Origin of the sequence: Methylomonas rivi, from assembly GCF_024505165.1 — a bacterium.
In the GTDB taxonomy this organism is placed as follows: Bacteria; Pseudomonadota; Gammaproteobacteria; order Methylococcales; family Methylomonadaceae; genus Methylomonas; species Methylomonas rivi.
On record NZ_JANIBK010000032.1, the window covers coordinates 19084 to 36509 of the forward strand.

Annotated in this window: 13 protein-coding genes; 11 read left to right on the plus strand and 2 right to left on the minus strand. The window is 50.7% G+C overall.

The window, feature by feature from the left end:
* Nucleotides 1-94: 94 nt before the first annotated feature.
* The 6 genes from NP596_RS08335 to NP596_RS08360 all read left to right on the plus strand — a co-directional run bounded on the left by NP596_RS08335 (nt 95) and on the right by NP596_RS08360 (nt 7061).
* Complete coding sequence (locus NP596_RS08335) at nt 95-2599, plus strand: glycogen/starch/alpha-glucan phosphorylase (protein WP_256614853.1); 2505 nt, start codon at nt 95-97, stop codon at nt 2597-2599.
* 194 nt (nt 2600-2793) lie between these two features.
* Entirely contained in the window at nt 2794-4035 is a 1242-nt protein-coding gene (locus NP596_RS08340; RefSeq protein ID WP_256614854.1) for a phosphoglycerate dehydrogenase, read from the plus strand.
* 105 nt (nt 4036-4140) lie between these two features.
* Complete coding sequence (locus NP596_RS08345) at nt 4141-4773, plus strand: DUF47 domain-containing protein (RefSeq protein ID WP_256614855.1); 633 nt, start codon at nt 4141-4143, stop codon at nt 4771-4773.
* A 189-nt stretch (nt 4774-4962) separates the two neighbouring features.
* Nucleotides 4963-6075 carry a calcium/proton exchanger gene (cax, locus tag NP596_RS08350; protein WP_256614856.1) on the plus strand — a complete coding sequence of 371 codons (1113 nt, stop codon included), beginning with the start codon at nt 4963-4965 and terminating at the stop codon, nt 6073-6075.
* A 162-nt stretch (nt 6076-6237) separates the two neighbouring features.
* Complete coding sequence (locus NP596_RS08355) at nt 6238-6555, plus strand: DUF5132 domain-containing protein (RefSeq protein ID WP_256614857.1); 318 nt, start codon at nt 6238-6240, stop codon at nt 6553-6555.
* Nucleotides 6555-7061, plus strand: a complete 507-nt coding sequence (locus NP596_RS08360) for an HMA2 domain-containing protein (protein WP_256614858.1) — start codon at nt 6555-6557, stop codon at nt 7059-7061. Before NP596_RS08355 ends, NP596_RS08360 begins: the two co-directional genes overlap by 1 nt.
* A gap of 14 nt (nt 7062-7075) precedes the next feature.
* Here NP596_RS08360 and metK read toward each other — a convergent pair whose 3' ends face one another.
* A complete protein-coding gene (gene metK / locus NP596_RS08365) occupies nt 7076-8257 on the minus strand; it encodes a methionine adenosyltransferase (protein ID WP_256614859.1) in 1182 nt (393 codons plus the stop codon).
* On the minus strand, nt 8254-11325 hold the full coding sequence (locus tag NP596_RS08370) for a cation-translocating P-type ATPase (RefSeq protein WP_256614860.1): 3072 nt from the start codon (nt 11323-11325) through the stop codon (nt 8254-8256). The genes metK and NP596_RS08370 overlap by 4 nt, the downstream gene beginning before the upstream one ends.
* A 393-nt stretch (nt 11326-11718) precedes the next feature.
* On the opposite strand from NP596_RS08370, the gene NP596_RS08375 reads away from it, so the two are divergent.
* The 5 genes from NP596_RS08375 (at nt 11719) to NP596_RS08395 (ending at nt 16938) form a co-directional block, all read left to right on the plus strand.
* Nucleotides 11719-12057: a type II toxin-antitoxin system RelE/ParE family toxin gene (locus NP596_RS08375; protein WP_256614861.1), complete on the plus strand. Its 339-nt coding sequence runs from the start codon at nt 11719-11721 to the stop codon at nt 12055-12057.
* On the plus strand, nt 12054-12341 hold the full coding sequence (locus tag NP596_RS08380) for a helix-turn-helix domain-containing protein (protein WP_256614862.1): 288 nt from the start codon (nt 12054-12056) through the stop codon (nt 12339-12341). Before NP596_RS08375 ends, NP596_RS08380 begins: the two co-directional genes overlap by 4 nt.
* Before the next feature lie 726 nt (nt 12342-13067).
* Nucleotides 13068-14024: a hypothetical protein gene (locus tag NP596_RS08385; RefSeq protein WP_256614863.1), complete on the plus strand. Its 957-nt coding sequence runs from the start codon at nt 13068-13070 to the stop codon at nt 14022-14024.
* Nucleotides 14025-14540: 516 nt separating this feature from the next.
* A complete protein-coding gene (locus tag NP596_RS08390) occupies nt 14541-16016 on the plus strand; it encodes a hypothetical protein (protein ID WP_256614864.1) in 1476 nt (491 codons plus the stop codon).
* 13 nt (nt 16017-16029) lie between these two features.
* The gene (locus NP596_RS08395) at nt 16030-16938 is read left to right on the plus strand and encodes a DNA adenine methylase (protein ID WP_256614865.1); all 909 of its coding nucleotides are present in this window, start codon (nt 16030-16032) and stop codon (nt 16936-16938) included.
* Nucleotides 16939-17426 lie beyond the last annotated feature (488 nt).

A 17426-nucleotide genomic window follows, 5' to 3' on the forward strand; every position in this document is an offset into this window, starting at 1 on the left:
GTGCTAAGCCTATGAGGGCGGAGTTTGGTATAGGTTCCCGCCGCTCGATTACACAAGAATTCTTCTTTTTAGTACGCAAGTCAACGCAATAAACATGTCATCACATAAAGTCTTCCGTATCAGCCATCCGAAACCGGACATAACCCTGCTGCCCATGCTCGGCATGGATAAAGAGCACATCACGCATGACTTCAAGCATTACTACAGCCACCGTTTGGGCCGGGACGAACATTGCCGCTCACCGGAATATGCCTACAAAGCCATTTCCCTGGCTATCAGCGATCGCATGGTCGAACGCTGGAAACGCACCTACAATTTGCAGCGCAATCAAGACGGCAAGAATGCGTTTTATTTGTCGATGGAATTTTTGCTTGGCCGGCGTTTGAGCAACGCGGTGATGAACCTGGGCGTGGATAACGAAGTGGCCAAGGGTCTCTACGATTTGGGCTTGGTAATGGAAGAACTCGTCGACGCCGAGCCCGATGCCGGTTTGGGCAACGGCGGCCTGGGACGTTTGGCGGCCTGTTTCATCGACAGTTGCGCGACCTTGAATCTACCGGTGACCGGTTATGGCTTGCGCTACGAATACGGCATGTTCATTCAGGAGATCGTCAACGGCGAACAGGTGGAAAAGCCCGATCATTGGTTGCGTAACGGCAATGTCTGGGAAATCGAGCGCCCGGAATACATCACCCGCATCAAGTTCGGCGGCCGTACCGAAACACATATAGACGAAAACGGACACAAACGCATCTGCTGGGTCGATACCCGGGATGTGTTGGCCATGCCCTACGATACGCCGGTGCCCGGTTACAAGAACGATACCGTCAACACCCTGCGGCTCTGGAAAGCCATGGCAACGGAAGACTTTAATCTGCAGGAATTCAATGCCGGCGATTACGCCGAAGCCGTGGCGCAAAAAAATACCGCGGAAAATATCACCATGGTGCTGTATCCCAACGATGCCAATGAAAACGGCAAGGTCCTGCGCCTGCAACAACAATATCTGCTGGCATCCGCCAGCCTGCAGGACGTATTGGCGCACTGGGTAGGCCGCCACGGCCGCGATTTTTCCAAATTCGCGGAAAAAAACTGTTTTCAACTCAACGACACCCATCCCAGTATCGCCGTTGCCGAATTGATGCGCTTACTGGTCGATATATACGGGTTATCCTGGAAAAACGCCTGGCAAATTACCCTCCAAACCATGGCCTACACCAACCACACCCTGCTGCCGGAAGCTTTGGAAAAGTGGTCGGTCCCCTTGATGCGCCAGCTATTGCCGCGCCTGTTAGACATCATCTTCGCCATTAATGCCGACTTCATGGCCGAGGTGTCCGCGCGTTGGCCGGGAGACAAACCGCGTCAGGCCCGTATGTCCATCATTGAAGAAGGCTCGGTACAATACGTGCGCATGGCCTATCTGGCCATCATCGGCAGCTTTTCGGTCAACGGCGTGGCGGCGCTACACTCCGATCTGCTCAAACAAGGCCTGTTCCAGGACTTTTATGCCTTGTGGCCGGAGAAATTCAATAACAAAACCAATGGCGTCACCCCGCGGCGCTGGCTTGCGGGCTGCAATCCCGAATTGGCGAAACTGATTACCTCCACCATAGGCGACGGCTGGATCACCGACCTGTCGCATCTGGCAAAACTCAAGCCCTATGCCGATGATCCGGCATTCAGAGCACAGTGGCGGCAAATCAAGCAGTTTAATAAACAAAAATTAATCGATCTAAAACAGCAGGAATTGCAAATCGATATCGATGCCGACGCTATGTTCGATGTGCAGGTAAAACGCATACACGAGTACAAACGACAGGTGCTGAACATACTGCATGTCATTCACTTATACGACCGCATCAAGCGCGGCGACACCCAAAATTGGGTAGCGCGTTGCGTGCTGATCGGCGGCAAAGCCGCGCCCGGTTATGCCATGGCCAAGCGTATCATCAAATTGATCAACAACGTGGCGAACGTCATCAATAACGATGTGCAAGTCGGCAAGCAATTGAAACTGGCATTTCTGCCCAACTACCGGGCCTCGGCCATGGAAAAAATTTGCCCCGGCACGGATTTGTCCGAGCAAATTTCCACCGCCGGCAAGGAAGCCTCCGGGACCGGTAACATGAAATTCATGATGAACGGCGCCCTTACCATCGGTACCTTGGATGGGGCCAATATCGAGATTCGGGACGAGGTCGGCGCGGAAAATTTCTTTTTATTCGGCTTGACGGCCGCCGAAGTGGAGGCAACCCATGCCCATTACAATCCGCGGCGGCTTATCCAACAGGACAGCGATTTGCAACGGGTCATGCATTTGCTGGAATGCGGTCATTTCAACCAATTCGAACCCGGTATTTTCGACGACATCCTTGCCTCCTTGAAAAGCCCGCAAGACCCTTGGTTAACGTTAGCGGATTTTCGCGGCTACATAGATACGCAAAAACGGGTGGAGCAGCTCTGGCGCGACCCCGAACAATGGACGCGGATGAGCATACTCAATACCGCCGCCAGCGGTAAATTTTCCAGCGACCGCACGATTGCGGAATACAACCGCGACATCTGGAAATTGGCGCCGATTACTGCCGATAGTTAATTTCGGCGCTTGTAGCCGCGGCATTTCATAAAGCTGTAACCTGATCGGTATAGCTTTCCCGCATGGGATTAAATAGGCGGGCGGCTGAGGAGGTTTCATAAAAACCGATGCCGTTATTACCAAATCGCCCATTTACACAGGTTTTGCGCAATTCGGCCGAGATTAAAAATTCACCACCATGACCGACATCGAAAATGGATACAAATCAAAGCGGCTTGAACATGCGGCTTGCTGAACACATAACGGTTTCCTCAGAGGGCAACGAGGAAAAATTCAAGATTAAAACCTATAACAACCTATCGCCTATCGGGCTGGAAAAGCTTTCAAGCGCTCGTTACGAAATTGGCTCCGAGATTGAATATCCCGATGCAATCCTGCTACGTTCGCAAGACTTACACAATGTCGTCATTCCCGATACGGTTAAAGCCGTGGGCAGAGCGGGTTCGGGCGTAAACAATATTCCGGTCGATGAACTGTCAGCGCGCGGCGTTCCGGTTTTCAATGCGCCGGGCGCCAATGCCAATGCCGTGACCGAGTTGACAATTGCCGGTCTGTTAATGGCGGCGCGCAATATTCCGGAAGCCTTGGCTTTCGTCAACGGTCTTAAGGATGAAGATGGCGGACTGGATGCGCGCGTCGAGCAGTCCAAGTGCCGTTTCTCCGGCATTGAACTGGCCGGCAAGACCTTGGGCGTCGTCGGGCTGGGCGCAATTGGCGTCAAAGTCAGCAATGTTGCCCGGGCGCTCGGTTTGAAAGTCGTGGGATTCGACCCGCAAATGACGCTGGAAAATGCATGGCGGCTGTCGTCGGATGCCATTCCGGCTGACAGCTTAAACGAATTATTATCCCGTTCCGATTTTGTCAGCCTGCATGTCACGCTGAACGATCAAACCCGGCATCTTATGGACGACATACGTATCGGCAAGATGAAGCCCAATGCCACCTTGCTGAATTTCTCCCGCGCCGAAATTGTCGATGAAGCCGCGCTCCTGGCCGCACTCGATACCGCCATGCTGCGCGCTTATGTTTCCGACTTTCCGTCGCCAGCCTTGTTGAATCGCCCGCGCGCCATCGTATTACCGCATTTGGGCGCATCGACCAAGGAAGCCGAAGAAAATTGCGCGCGGATGGTTTGCGAACAGGTGCGCGATTTCCTTGAAAACGGCACTATTCGCTGCGCGGTTAATTTTCCGGATATTCATTTATCCCGCAACGAACATTTTCGGCTTGCGATTGCGAATGACAACATACCCGGCATGGTCAGCCAGATCACTGCAATTCTGGCGGAGAACAACATCAATATCGTGGATATGTTGAATAAGTCACGCGGTAATTATGCGTTTACATTAATTGACATCAATGAGCGGATTTCGCCGGAATTGCTTGCCCGCCTTATCTCAATAAAAGGCGTTCTTTCGGCACGCGGCATCGCTTGATAACCGGTGCCCGACACAATCGCCCTTAGGGTCATGCATCAATAAAAATCAGACAGCGCTATTCCCCCCGGACAACACCGTTTTTATAAAGCCTACGAGGATACTATGACCGCCGATACTCTTGATAGACCCCTTTCCCGCCCCCTGGAAACCATATTCAAGGAACACCTCGATAACACCATCGAGTGCGGCAACGTCCTGAGCGAGCTGTTCTTGAATCTTGAGGAGCCCGACCAATACATCGCCAAAGTCAAACAGCTGGAGGAGAAGGGGGATAAATTAACGGCCGAAGCATACGGCGGCCTGGAATTGCTGACCTACTCAGAGTATATCCATATCACCGAACAACTGGTCAAGCGCTTGGACGATATCGTCGACGGCATTAACAATACCGCGCGACTGATCGATATTTGCCATCCGAGGCAGATAGAGAATGCGGCGCAGGAGATTCTATCGGCCTTGATGTCGATGATAGAAACATTGCAATCGCAGGTGGCTCGGTACCCGGACATCGACCTGGCAAGCATGAGAGCTTGCTGCAAGGCGCTCAAGACCAACGAGGAAAATGCCGACTTAATTTATCACGAGTGGCGAAAAAAACAGCGCCGCGTGCTGGTGCTTTCCCTGATCGAAGAGAGTAACTGGACCGAAATTCTGGGGGTTCTCGAACAAACCACGGACGCCGCTTATCACGCGGGGTTATTGCTGGAACGCACGGCCCGCTATCGCCAAAAATAATAGCGCGCGCCGAAAATTAGCGCTTCGCTTGTTCCCTTTGCAATTGCATGGGGAGGCATTCTACCGTTGCCGATGTAACGCAATTTGGCGGCCGGCGATTGAATTTCGCATGACTATTAACACACGCCATGCCGTTAAACGGCTGTTCGAAACCCACTATTGCCCTACCCAAAATATAGCGCCCTTGTCATGACAAATTTATGCAGAAACCCGATCTATTGGCTGCTGCCGTTTATACCATTGACTTGGTATCTGCAACACTTGGGTGCTGAAATGGCCGCGGATATTAAATTTTCTTGCGCGGCATTGGCCATCATCCCGCTGGCGGGCCTGATGATCGAATCAACCGAGCAGATAGCCTTCCGGGTTGGGGAGGCCGTCGGCGGTTTGCTAAACGCCACTTTCGGCAACGCACCGGAATTGATTATCTCGCTGATTGCCCTAAAGGCAGGCCTGCTGGATATGGTAAAGGCGTCCATCGTCGGCGTTATTCTCACCAACCTCTTGTTTGTACTCGGTTTGTCCTTGTTGGTCGGTGGAATATGCAACCAGGAACAAAAATTTAATCGACGAGGCGCGCGCGTCGAACGATCGGTGCTGATGATCGCCGCCATCAGCATTGTGGTGCCCAGCGTTTTCGATAACTTCATTTCATCCGATACCTACAAACAGGAAATGGCGCTCAATGCCGGCGTGGCTGTGGTTTTATTGATCACTTACGGCTTTAATCTGTTATTTATGTTGAAAACCCATCCGCATTATTATCTGCCTAAAAAAACCGAGGAAGTCCAGGCGCCGGAAACCGAACAGTGGCCGCTATTTTCGGCGATAACTGTATTGCTGCTAGCATCGGTGATATTGGCTTTGATGAGCGAAGTATTGGTAGGTAATGTCGAGGAAACGGCAAGGCACTTTGGCATGTCGAAAGCTTTCATCGGCGTGATCATTATCGCCTTGATCGGCGGTGCCCCGGAGAGCGTGGCGGCCGTAACCATGGCAAAGAAAAACAAACTTGACTTAACCCTGGGCATCGCCGTGGGCAGCAGCATTCAGATTGCGCTGTTTGTGGCGCCCGTACTGATGCTCAGCAGCTATTACATTGCTCCCAGACCGCTTAATCTGGTGGTGGGAAATGCCGGCATCATGATAGTCATGCTCCCCGTTATGATTTTTTCCATGATCGGCGCCGACGGCAAATCCAACTGGTTTAAGGGCGTCCAACTCCTGAGCGTTTATTTGCTGATGGCCTTGTTCTGCTATTTCCTGCCGGATAGGCCTGAACTTCCGATGATCGCACCATGACTATAAGCGTGTGGCCTGAACGGAGCGCAAGATCGTTTGTCATATAGCTGTAATATTCGGCGTGAAGAATAATAAGTTTGCGTATGGCAAGATGACAACCGCTACGGACGGTTTTAACCCCGTCCGCTTTTAAAACCCTTATATTCTGTTAGGAAGTTGAATATGCCCAAACTCGACGATCTTGTAAAAAACGGCACCCCGCTGGGTATTGCCATAGGCTTGGGCGCGGCTATCGCCGCAACGGTGATTGTACCGGCATTGCCGGCCATCGTGCGCGCCAGCCGCCCCACCGCCAGAGCCGCCATCAAATCGGGGCTGGTATTGCTGGAAAAAGGCCGGGAAGTCATGGCCGAAGCCAATGAGGAATTCGACGATATGCTGGCCGAAGTTAAAGCGGAATTGAAGCAGGAACGCAAGGCCCGGACAGCCCATGTCGATGACACCGAGGTCGTTATCAAATCTAACAGCGACGAAGCATGATGGCGCAAATACTTTTACCTAAAGCCTATATCAAGCATCAACTGGCGGGGCGGGTGCGGCTAAAAATTCCGCAAAAGCGAAACGACGAGGCCTACTTCGAGGCGGTAGCCGAAGCGTTTGCGGACTGCGAAGCCATTACCCAGTTGCAACTTAACCCGCAAGCGGCCAGCCTGTTGATTCAACACGGTTCCGCGCCCTTCAGCGACATCGCTACATTTGCCGCCAGCGCGGGGCTATTCGCTTTAGTGGCGCAAGACGATCCCGATCTGCCGGCCGTCGAGCATGCCTCTGTCGCCGGTTTGTCTTCGCTGGTAGCATCGCAGCTGGACCACAAACTGGCCGACTTAAGCGCCGGCCGCATCGACGTGCGCTCGGTGTTATTCGTCACCTTCATGGGCCTGACTATTCACGAGGCCGCCAAGGGCCATGTCATGGCCCCGGCCAGCACCTTTTTATGGCGGGCCATACAGCTGTTGAACAAGAAGAACGAAAAACTGTTCGACTGAATAAGACCGCGCTATTACCTCAACAGCGCGGCTTTATCGGTATTTTCCCATGGCAGAACCAAGCCGTGTTCGCCGAAATGGCCGATGGCCGGCAGCCGTTGATAAAAAACCCCGTTATGCAGGGCCGGCAGCTGGCGCAGATTGAAATCGCGCACGATGGCGCCCAAACGGAAATCGAAATGCCTGAGCAGGCGTTTACGAATTTCGTGATCGTCCAGCTTGCCGGTACCCTGGGTATTCAACAATACGCTGACCGGGCCGGCATGGCCGATGCTGTAACTCAGTTGTACCTCGCATTGTTCCGCCAGACCGGCGGCGACGATATTTTTTGCCGCGTGCCGTGCCGCATACACCCCGACCCTATCGATACGGGATGGCGATTTGCCGCTCAAGGCCGCGCCGCTATGGCGGGCAAAACTGCCGTAGGTATCGCTGTCGCTTTTCCGCCCGGTCATGCCGGAATGCGCGGCCGGCCCGCTGCGCACGAAAGGCCCGCTGGGATTGATGACGATTTTGGTCAGGTTATCCGGCTGTAAAGGCGCTTGCGCAAACACCGGCGCGATCACATGGTGGCGCAAATCTTCTTCCATGGTCATTTGCGTGGGCGTTTTGTCGGGATTGTCGCAGCCTATGATCAAGGTAATGCTGTGAATGCGTTTGGGTTGGTTATCGACGAACTCCACGCCAACCTGGGTGGTGCAATCGGGCGATATGTAGTCCAAAGTGTCCCAAACCAAATGCAAGCGCCGCGCCAGCGCATTGGCCAGCGTGATCGGCAGCGGCATCAGTTCCGGCGTGTGGCGGCAGGCGTAGCCGAACAAGGTGGATTGGTGCGACACGGTGATCTGCTCGATTTCGTCGTCTTCCAGCGCCGAAAAATCGGTCTCGCGCGACGACTTCTGCTGTTCGATCAAGCTGGTCACCACCGTGCAGTCCGCCGCGTTGAAGTCTTCCGGCCAATAGCCGATGTTCTCGATGACTTTGCGCGCGGTTTCCGGAATATCGACCACCGCGTCGCTGGCGTAGCGGGCCGCCAGAAACAGAATGTTGCGCGATAGCGCGCATTCGGCGGTGATGCGGGACGTCGGGTCCTGACGCAAAAATGCGTCGATGATCGCATCGCTGACGATATCGCACATGCGGTCCGGATGGCCGGCGGTTACCGATTGGGAGTTGAATACGAAATCGCTGATCATGCGGCGTCCTCTCGAACTGGATTGCGTTTATTGGAGATTTTTGCGGATTCATTAACAACCAGCGGCAAACCGGCTCCCGCCAAAATAGCCAGCAGGTCGACCGGACCGACCGGCGCCAGGCGCAACAAACCGCGCAGAGCAGGCACCGTGACCGCCAGAATTTGCAACAGCACCGAAAAACCGATTGCGTTATCCAGATAACGGTTGGATTCGCGGTTTTGCGGGTTAAATACCGAGGTCTGCTCGGAACGGCAACTGTAAGCTTGCAGCAATTGGCCCAAGGTTAACGACATGAAGGCGTTGGTACTGGCTTTCGGCCCCATGCCGTACCGTAACAGGCTGTAGCCGTAAACACCCAAGGCGCCGGCGCTGATGACGCTGGATTCGCGCAACAGTTTCGCATAGTCCTTGGGCGAAACGATGGGCTGGTTGGGGTCGCGCGGCGGGCGTTTCAGCACGTTGCCTTCCGGCGGTTCCAACGCCAATGCCAAGCCCGGGAAAATATCGGTAATCAGATTAATCCACAACAATTGCATGGGGTTCAATATTTCCGCGCCGCCTATCATCGCGCTGACCAACATGACTTCTATTTCGCTGAGGTTGGTGGATAACAGGAAATGCAGACTCTTGCGAATATTATCGTAAATGGTTCTGCCTTGGCGAATGGCGGTTATCATGGTCGACAAATCGTCCTCTTCCAGTACCACGTCGGCAATCGAGCGGGCCACATCGCTGCCTTTGTCGCCCAGGGTTACGCCGACATTGGCGGCTTTCAAGGCCGGGCCGTCGTTGATACCGTCGCCGGTCATCGCCACTACTTTGCCGTTCAGCTGCAAGGCCTCGACAATACGCAATTTATGCGCCGGACTGACGCGGGAAAATATCGAGGTGGTATTGACCAGACCGGCCAACACCTGCGGATTGAGTTTTTCCAGATGCACCGAGTCGACCATTTCCAGCGGCTCGTTTTCGCCTTTCAATCCCAGCCGCCTGCCTACTGAATAAGCCGTCGCGCTTTGGTCGCCGGTAATCATCACCGTGGCTATGCCGGCGTCGTGGAATTCTTGCATCAGCTCCGCCATGCCGGGACGCATCATATCTTCCATGCCGACCAGACCCAGCCAGATCAAATCGGCGGCACTGTCGTCGGCAAGCTCGTTCATCAGCCGGTAGGCGACACCCAATACCCGCAACGAATCCGCCCCCAAGCGTTCGTTACCGACTAGGATTTTCTCTCTGGTCTCGTCGCTCAAGGGTTGTAAACCGTCACTAGTCTCATGCCATTTGCACAAATCCAACATGGCCAGCGGGCTGCCCTTGACGGCCACCAAATAATCGCCATCAACCGCCATGTGCACGGTCACCATGTAGGGCCGGTCTTCGGCGCGATAGTCGGTTTTTAGCAGAGGATATCGCCCGCGCAGATCCCGCACATCCTCGCCGGCATCCATCGCCAGTTGCATCAGGGCGTTTTCGGTCGGAGAACCGATCAATCCCTGCCCGTGTTCCGCGAGCTTGGATTCGTTGCACAACACCAAAACTTCCATCATGCGTTTGAATGCCGGGTTAAGCGCATAAAGATCGACCGCTTCCTCGCCCTGCAAAAACCGGCCGTGCCGGACTTGCAGAACCGTTTCCAGCCCATGCACGGCAACAGCGCTCATTTTGTTCAACGTCAGCGTACCGGTTTTATCCAGACATATCACCTGCACGGAGCCCAGGTTTTCCACCGCCGGCAGCTGCCGTATCAGCACTTTATGCCGCTGCATATCCTTGATGCCCAGCGCCAGCGTGGTGGTCGCAACCGCCGGCAATCCTTCCGGCACCGCCGCCACGGCCAGGGAGATGGCCGACATCAACATTTCCAGCAGGGGCCGGCCGCGTACCAAGCCGACCGCAAATACCAACGCGCAAACGCCGGAGCTGAACAGCGCCAGTTGCATGCCCATGGTGTCGATTTGTTTTTGCATCGGCGTTTCCGGCGGCCGAGCTTCGCCGACCAACTCCTGAATCTTGCCGATTTCCGTGTAACGCCCTGTCGATACCACCACCGCCTTGCCGTTGCCGCCCGTCACCATGGTGCCCATGTACACCATGTTCAACCGGTCCGCCAGCGCGGTTTCGTTCTGGCAGGCGAAGGCAAAATTCTTGGAAACCGGCAGGCTTTCCCCGGTCAGCGGCGACTCGTCGATACTCAGCCGGTTGCTGTTCAGCAAACGCGCATCGGCCGGAATGTAGGCGCCGGGCGCTAGCAACAACACATCGCCGATCACCACTTCATGCAGCGGAATCTCGAGGGTTTTGCCGGCGCGAATCACGGTTGCCGTATCGGGCGTCAACTGCCCCAAGGCGCTGATGGTTTCCTCGGCGGATTTTTCGGTGAAATAGCCGATCACGGCGTTGATACCGACCACGACCGCAATCACCGCTGCATCGGCCAAACCGCCCGTGGCAATGGATATCGCCGCGGAAACGCCCAACATGGCGACAGGCGCCGAAGCAAATTGCTGCAATACCATCTGCAAGGGCGAGCGGTTTCTGTAATGAACCAGCGCATTAGGCCCGAACCGAGCCAATCGCTGGGAAACCGCATTGGCCGGCAAGCCGTCCTCGGCGCTGTCCAGAATTTCCAGCACGCGGCTGTGCGGCAGGGTATGCCAAAAATGCTGTGCCTGGGCTTGATAGCCTTGCTCATCGGCGGATATTTCTTTTTTGGCTTTGGCGGCGGGTTTTTTAAGCTTTGCGGTTTTGCCGGGTCGGTCTATCCCTTCGCTACGCCGTAAAACCGGTTGTCCTAACTCGGCTTCCAGAAAGCGTACAATACCCCGCAAATAGTTTTCCAGCTCCTGCTGGCTGGCGTATTCGATTATCAGATTGCCGGTCAATGTGCTGGCGCGCACCGAACGCACGTCATCCAATCCCAGCACATAGGCTTCCAACTCTTCCCTTAACTGCTCATTGCGATACAAGCCGGGAATTTTCACGCGGCCGCGCCCCGCAACATGTTCATGCAGCACGGAAAGATAAAGCGGCGGCCGGTCGGTTGCGGATTGCATAAGCGATGTCATGGCAAAAAGTGCGGCGAATGATTGCTCAAAGCATATTACGCTTGTGTGACAAATTTATGACCGAAAGCCTGGTGTTAGGTCCCATCTTATTGAAAAGATCTCACAATTCTTATACAAAATGTCAGAATTCGTAAAATTAGGCATTGATGGCTGGTGACGACCTTAAATTGTCATTCGGCGCTTTGAGCTCAATATCGGCAGGTATTCAATTTGCTGCCATTCAAAGTCGCAAACGGAGAGTAGCGGAATTTGCATCCGAATAAATTTGCTTTGTTTGAAACTCCAAGCCTAACCTTATCTGTTTTATTATCTGCTTGATCAGTCCGTTTTTGAAGGAGGGTCAAGCCTGTAAATCGCTTCTAAATTCATACAAAATATTGTATATTTTAGCCTATGACAAACACCAAAACCGTCGAATTTAGAGGCCGGTCGTTGGAAGATTTGCGCACGTTTCCGCTGTCGGCGCGACGTGAAGCAGGATTTCAAATCGACAAAGTGCAGCACGGCCAGGAGCCGGACGATTGGAAACCGATGAATACGGTCGGCCACGGCGTGAAGGAAATCAGGATTCGTGACTCAGCCGGAGCGTTCCGGGTGCTGTATGTCGCCAAGTTTGCCGATGCAGTTTATGTGCTGCATTGCTTTCAGAAGAAAACGGAAAAGACCAGCAATACCGACCTAGACTTAGCCACCAAACGATATTTAGAGTTAGTAAAGGAGTTGAAGCCATGACCACTCAACGATTTGCCAGCGTATGGGATGCCATCGAGGACACGCAGCAGGAAGCGGAAAACATGAAATTGCGTTCCACATTGATGATGGCCATCAAAAACCACATCGCCCGCGCCGATCTCACCCAAGCCGATGCCGCCAAGCTGTTAGGCGTCACTCAACCCCGCGTTTCTGACCTGATGCGTGGCAAAATCAATTTGTTTGGGCTGGATGCCCTGGTGAATATGGCTACTGCGGCGGGGTTGCAGATTGAGATTAAAGTACTGGAAGTGGAAGCAGCCTAAAACCGGAGCCGTCAGAGATTAATTCCAAAACACTCGACACGGAAAAGAATTGATCAACACATATCAGCTGACTAGAAACTCTATCCCACGTTAGGAATGAAAGAGCTAAATCGACCCTTTGCAGACGCCAATACGATGACCTTTATCGGCGGCAGTAGAATACATACCTGTCGTTCGAGGTAATAACAGTGCTTGATTGCAAGACCTGACCCCGTTTTCGTGCGCCTTCGATTACGGCAGCCGTTAGGGTTTGATCGTGGAATTGAATGTTGATGAGTTGAGCAGTCATGACGGCCTCCTATATGTTATTTTCGATTTAACTTGGGTGTCGGGAGTTCGAAACTGCATATAGTCAGCCAGGCCTATTCCCCTTGCGGGTCTTATATTAGCCTACTCCCGGCATAGATTTGATTATTTTCGTGACACCACGAAAATGGTAAAAAACGCCGGACATAAAAAAGCCGCAAGGCTATCGGGTGCGGTTGACCGCTATATGCTGTGGGTTTCGAGGCCCGGGGGCAGTTTAGCGCTGGGTGGCGGCGTTGTCAATATGGTGACAATAAGAGCAGTAAATACATTAAGCTCAACACTTATAACTACTTCTTGCCTCCACATTGCCGATCTGTTAGAGTTGAAATGGTAATATCGAATATATTTACAAAATATTACACGAAATAATTTGTCGATTATTTTACCTGTATAAAAATAAAAATATTGGACGGCATAATGTTAAATAAATATGACATAGGGGTTATTCACTGGATCAATGGTGCTCACACTTGGAGATTAGGTGTGCCTGGTTTTTTCCTTCGTCCGCGGGGGTTTATCGTTGTTTCATCAAGCTCTATTTTAACTGTAGCAGGTGTTTTTAGCAAAAGTTTGTTTTTGTCATCATATATTCCAGAAAAGGTTGAAGTTGCTGGAAAAAATCTTTTTCTATTATCTGTAAGTACTTTTCTTGGTATATTTACATTAGCATTCTTCTATGTCAGAAGCAGGTCTCAGCGATCATTAAACATTAAAGCGGAACTGCACAATTTATTGCATGAATCAAGAGATGAAATTTGCAATTTACAAAGCCGAATATCCCAGTATCCAGATAACTTAGATCCTATCCATATCAGCTCTGAAAAAAATAGTCTGGTTCAATTTTCTAATAAAATATGCGAAATTATAGCTAAATATTTCGCGGAGCTGGTTAGGGATAAGACTGTAGGGGCTGCTATAAGAATGAGTGCCTTTAACCCAAATAACCAAAACAACGCAGTTTCTTACGTCACTATAGGCCGTGCTAATCTAAGCCCAGGAAGAAAAGACACTAGTGAACCAATCCCTAAATCTGAAGGAATTGTGAAGTTCTTTATGGAAAAAAATATAGAAGGTGCCCTATATTATCACGACCTTGAGAAGGCGGCCGTCAAAGGTTTATATAAGAGAACCAAGAACGATGACGATTATCCAGAGGACATTAAAACATTGATAGTTGCACCAATTTCGGCTTGGAATGGTGAGAAAAAAGACTTAGTCGGTCTTCTTTTTATTACATCAAAAACAAGCAAAATAATGCATCCCCGGCATGTTGATTTAATAAATTTTACAGCCGATTGTTTATCTGTAATATATACATGCATTTTCTTCAAATTGGGCAAGCTTGGCTTTACTACCGATAAACTCGTTAAATAGTGACCAATAATGACTACTCTTCAAAAAATCCAAAATTTCTTTTTAGAGAACCCGAAGAATCTAGGTGCCGTGCGCTACGATGCAGATGAAATTATTAAGACAATGTCTAATAATACTAATATTCCACCTAAAACAAAGTTATCATGCTCAGAGTTTGAAAAAATAGTAGGTAACGTTATTTATTCGAATGGAAATCACAATAAATAGCCCGTAGCCCGTAGGCTGGGTTAAGCAAAAGCGAAACCCAGCCAGGTAGGGTACGCACCGCGTACCTTATGGCTGTTGCCATCGGAACGGTCTTCATTGGTACGCATTGCGTACCCTACTTGGCTTATTCAAGAGAATACGAAGCATTTCACGGCGTTTCATTCGTGGGTTAATAAAAGTGCATCCGATGCGCGAGCAATAGCGATGCGCATCGATTACGACCAAGACGATTCAATTAAGCTGTTAGCAGATTAGATTAGCCGTTTGCCGTCTATAATACGGAAGACCACGATAAATTTAGGAGACAAGATGCAGCAAACACAGCTTTTACCGGTAAACGACCTTGCTATTGATTTGCAAAACTTTCGCACCGTTCCACAGAAAAACGAAGTCGAAGCAATCAACGCTATGATTTCTATTAGCCCCGATTATTTTTGGGGCCTAATGGAAAGTTTGCTTGACGATGGTTATCTTCCAACCGAAAACATCATTGTTCTCGAAGACCCCACAAACGGCTATCAGGTAAAAGAGGGAAACCGGCGCGTTGCATCCCTGAAAATAATATTGGGTTTAGTTGCTGTAACCGATTTGGATCTACCCGCGAAAGTCGCCGAGCGTATCGGGCAAATTTCCGCGGATTGGGTTAATTCGAATACTCAAATTCCTTGCACGATCTTTCAATTATCCGATGCGGCCGTCGTCGATAAGATTGTTACTCTCACGCATGGCAAGGGCCAAAAGGCGGGTAGAGACGCTTGGGAAGCGGTCGCTCGCGCAAGGCATAACAAGATCGTGAATGGCGTACCGGAACCTGGTTTAGATCTGTTGGAAAAATATTTAGCGCATGGAACCAATCTTTCGGATGATCAGAAGCTACGCTGGGCCGGCAAATACCATCTGACTGTTCTTGACGAAGCCATCAAAAAAATAGCCCAACGCCTAGGGGCGAGTTCAAGTGTCGAACTGGCAAAGCTATACCCCAAGATTTCTCATAAGAAACCACTTGACGAAATTCTTTATGCCATCGGCATGGAGTCGCTGACTTTCCCGGCAATTAGAGAGTCAACGGATTTTGCATTAAGGTTTGGCGTTCCGCCCATACCTCCTCCCCCAACCGGACAAAATCCCACTGCAACTTCCTCAGGTGGAACAAGTGGAACTGGAGGGACACCAAATTCTGGAACCAGTTCGGGAACACAAACGGCAACAAATCCTACGGCCAATGCGGTTAACACCGGATGGCAGACTAATCCTAGCCCAACCACCCTGGGCAGTAGCACAACGACTACGGGGCGCAAACCATTAGCTGCGGCCACCAATAACGAGCAATCAGTAAGAAAAGCTTTACGCTCGCTAAAGCTCTATGGCACAAACCGGGACAAAGTTGTGACGCTACGCAATGAAATTCTGAAATTAAAATTGAAGGATAACCCCATTGCCTTCTGTTTTCTGCTTCGCAGCATGTTCGAGATTTCGGCAAAAGCTTATTGCCAAGATCATGCTTCTGAGCAGAATGCTCCAAAGTATTTAAAAAATGACGGTAGCGATCGGATGCTTGCTGATATTCTTCGAGACATTGTTAGTCATTTAACCCAAAACAAAACAGACAAACAAATGGTAAAATTACTGCATGGACCACTTACTGAAATTCAACGCCAAGACGGTATTTTGTCTATTACTTCAATGAATCATTTAGTCCACAATCCTAAATTTACGATCTTACCGGGCGATATTCCTACCTTGTTTTCGAATATTGTTCCGTTACTGGATCAAATGAATAAATAAGCGCATATTATCGATGGCTCAGAATCGCACACCGCTCCGCTATCCGGGAGGAAAACAAAAGCTGACTCCATTTATTTTGGAGATCATCTTGGCAAATGGTTTGGAAGGCGGCCATTATGTCGAGCCGTACGCGGGCGGGGCCGGTGTTGCGATGGAACTGTTGGTTGACGGGTACGTTGACCATGTACACTTAAACGATTCGTCCTATCACATATATTCCTTCTGGCAATCGGTGTTAACACAGACTGAGGCGTTTTGTTCAAAAATATCCCGGTCGCTTGTCAACGTTGAAGAATGGCTTGGCCATCGTGAAATTCTTCGCCATCCAGATGAACACAGTCTTCTCGAAGTTGGTTTTGCAACATTTTATTTAAACCGTACCAATCGATCCGGCATTCTTAACGCGGGTGTTATTGGCGGGTTTAATCAAAATGGCAAGTGGAAAATCGATGCTCGCTTCCCAATGAATGACCTGATTAGAAGGGTTGAGCTTATTGGATCGTTACGAGACCGCATTACTTTGTGCAACTTGGACGCAGAACAGTTTTTTTTGACTCACTTTCCAACACTTCCCAATAATAGTTTAGTTTATTGCGACCCTCCTTATTTCGAAAAGGGAAGTCGGCTATATCTGAATCATTATAAACAAGATGACCATGAGCGAATTTCTGAACTGATTCAGGGTTTAGATAACATTAAGTGGATAGTATCTTATGACGGTGCAGAGGAGATATTAGCGTATTACGCGGATCGCCGAAAGTTTCTTTATGACCTTCAGTATAATGCATCTAAAGTCTATAAAGGGAGCGAGGTTTTTATATTCTCAGATGAACTAGTTATTCCACGTATATCATCTGTTCCGTATATATCCAACGCTCTTAAATTAAACTCGAATATATTGCATTCTGGTTTGCCTAGATGATTCGAAAATGATCACTGGGTTAGGGCTGTAGGATGTGGTGAGGAACGACGCAGGGCCGTAGGATGTGCTGAACAGCGTGAAGCGCATCGTTCGCGATTGGTGAGGTTCGTAAACTCACCACACCCTACGCTTACTTTTAGTTGGACATTTGCCATTGGCGCTCGTTTGTTTCGTCTGACGGGTTTTGGCCGAACTAACACCACCAGCTAAGCATTTGAGCATCAGGCCCGTGCGAATGCCGAAGCATATTCGCACGAACAATGTCCCCTCATTCCCCGAATACGCTCAACTATTCCAGGCTACACCAGCTAACGTTTTGCCAATTTCTCCGCCTCAACCTCGAGCAAGACCATCGCCACATACGCTCAAAGGCACTTGATCCAGATAACTTGAACAAGGCCGTAAGGCAGTAAGGCGGAACGCATCGCGGTTCTGCCGTATGGTGACAATTGGATTGGCGGATCGCCTAACGGCATCAGCCCTACGGT

Bases quoted from the DNA above. Each gene is read 5' to 3' on its own strand.
- NP596_RS08335 (WP_256614853.1), top strand. From the start codon at position 95: ATGTCATCACATAAAGTCTTCCGTATCAGCCATCCGAAACCGGACATA.
- NP596_RS08340 (WP_256614854.1), top strand. From the start codon at position 2,794: ATGGATACAAATCAAAGCGGCTTGAACATGCGGCTTGCTGAACACATA.
- NP596_RS08345 (WP_256614855.1), top strand. From the start codon at position 4,141: ATGACCGCCGATACTCTTGATAGACCCCTTTCCCGCCCCCTGGAAACC.
- cax (WP_256614856.1), top strand. From the start codon at position 4,963: ATGACAAATTTATGCAGAAACCCGATCTATTGGCTGCTGCCGTTTATA.
- NP596_RS08355 (WP_256614857.1), top strand. From the start codon at position 6,238: ATGCCCAAACTCGACGATCTTGTAAAAAACGGCACCCCGCTGGGTATT.
- NP596_RS08360 (WP_256614858.1), top strand. From the start codon at position 6,555: ATGGCGCAAATACTTTTACCTAAAGCCTATATCAAGCATCAACTGGCG.
- metK (WP_256614859.1), bottom strand. From the start codon at position 8,257: ATGATCAGCGATTTCGTATTCAACTCCCAATCGGTAACCGCCGGCCAT.
- NP596_RS08370 (WP_256614860.1), bottom strand. From the start codon at position 11,325: ATGACATCGCTTATGCAATCCGCAACCGACCGGCCGCCGCTTTATCTT.
- NP596_RS08375 (WP_256614861.1), top strand. From the start codon at position 11,719: ATGACAAACACCAAAACCGTCGAATTTAGAGGCCGGTCGTTGGAAGAT.
- NP596_RS08380 (WP_256614862.1), top strand. From the start codon at position 12,054: ATGACCACTCAACGATTTGCCAGCGTATGGGATGCCATCGAGGACACG.
- NP596_RS08385 (WP_256614863.1), top strand. From the start codon at position 13,068: ATGTTAAATAAATATGACATAGGGGTTATTCACTGGATCAATGGTGCT.
- NP596_RS08390 (WP_256614864.1), top strand. From the start codon at position 14,541: ATGCAGCAAACACAGCTTTTACCGGTAAACGACCTTGCTATTGATTTG.
- NP596_RS08395 (WP_256614865.1), top strand. From the start codon at position 16,030: ATGGCTCAGAATCGCACACCGCTCCGCTATCCGGGAGGAAAACAAAAG.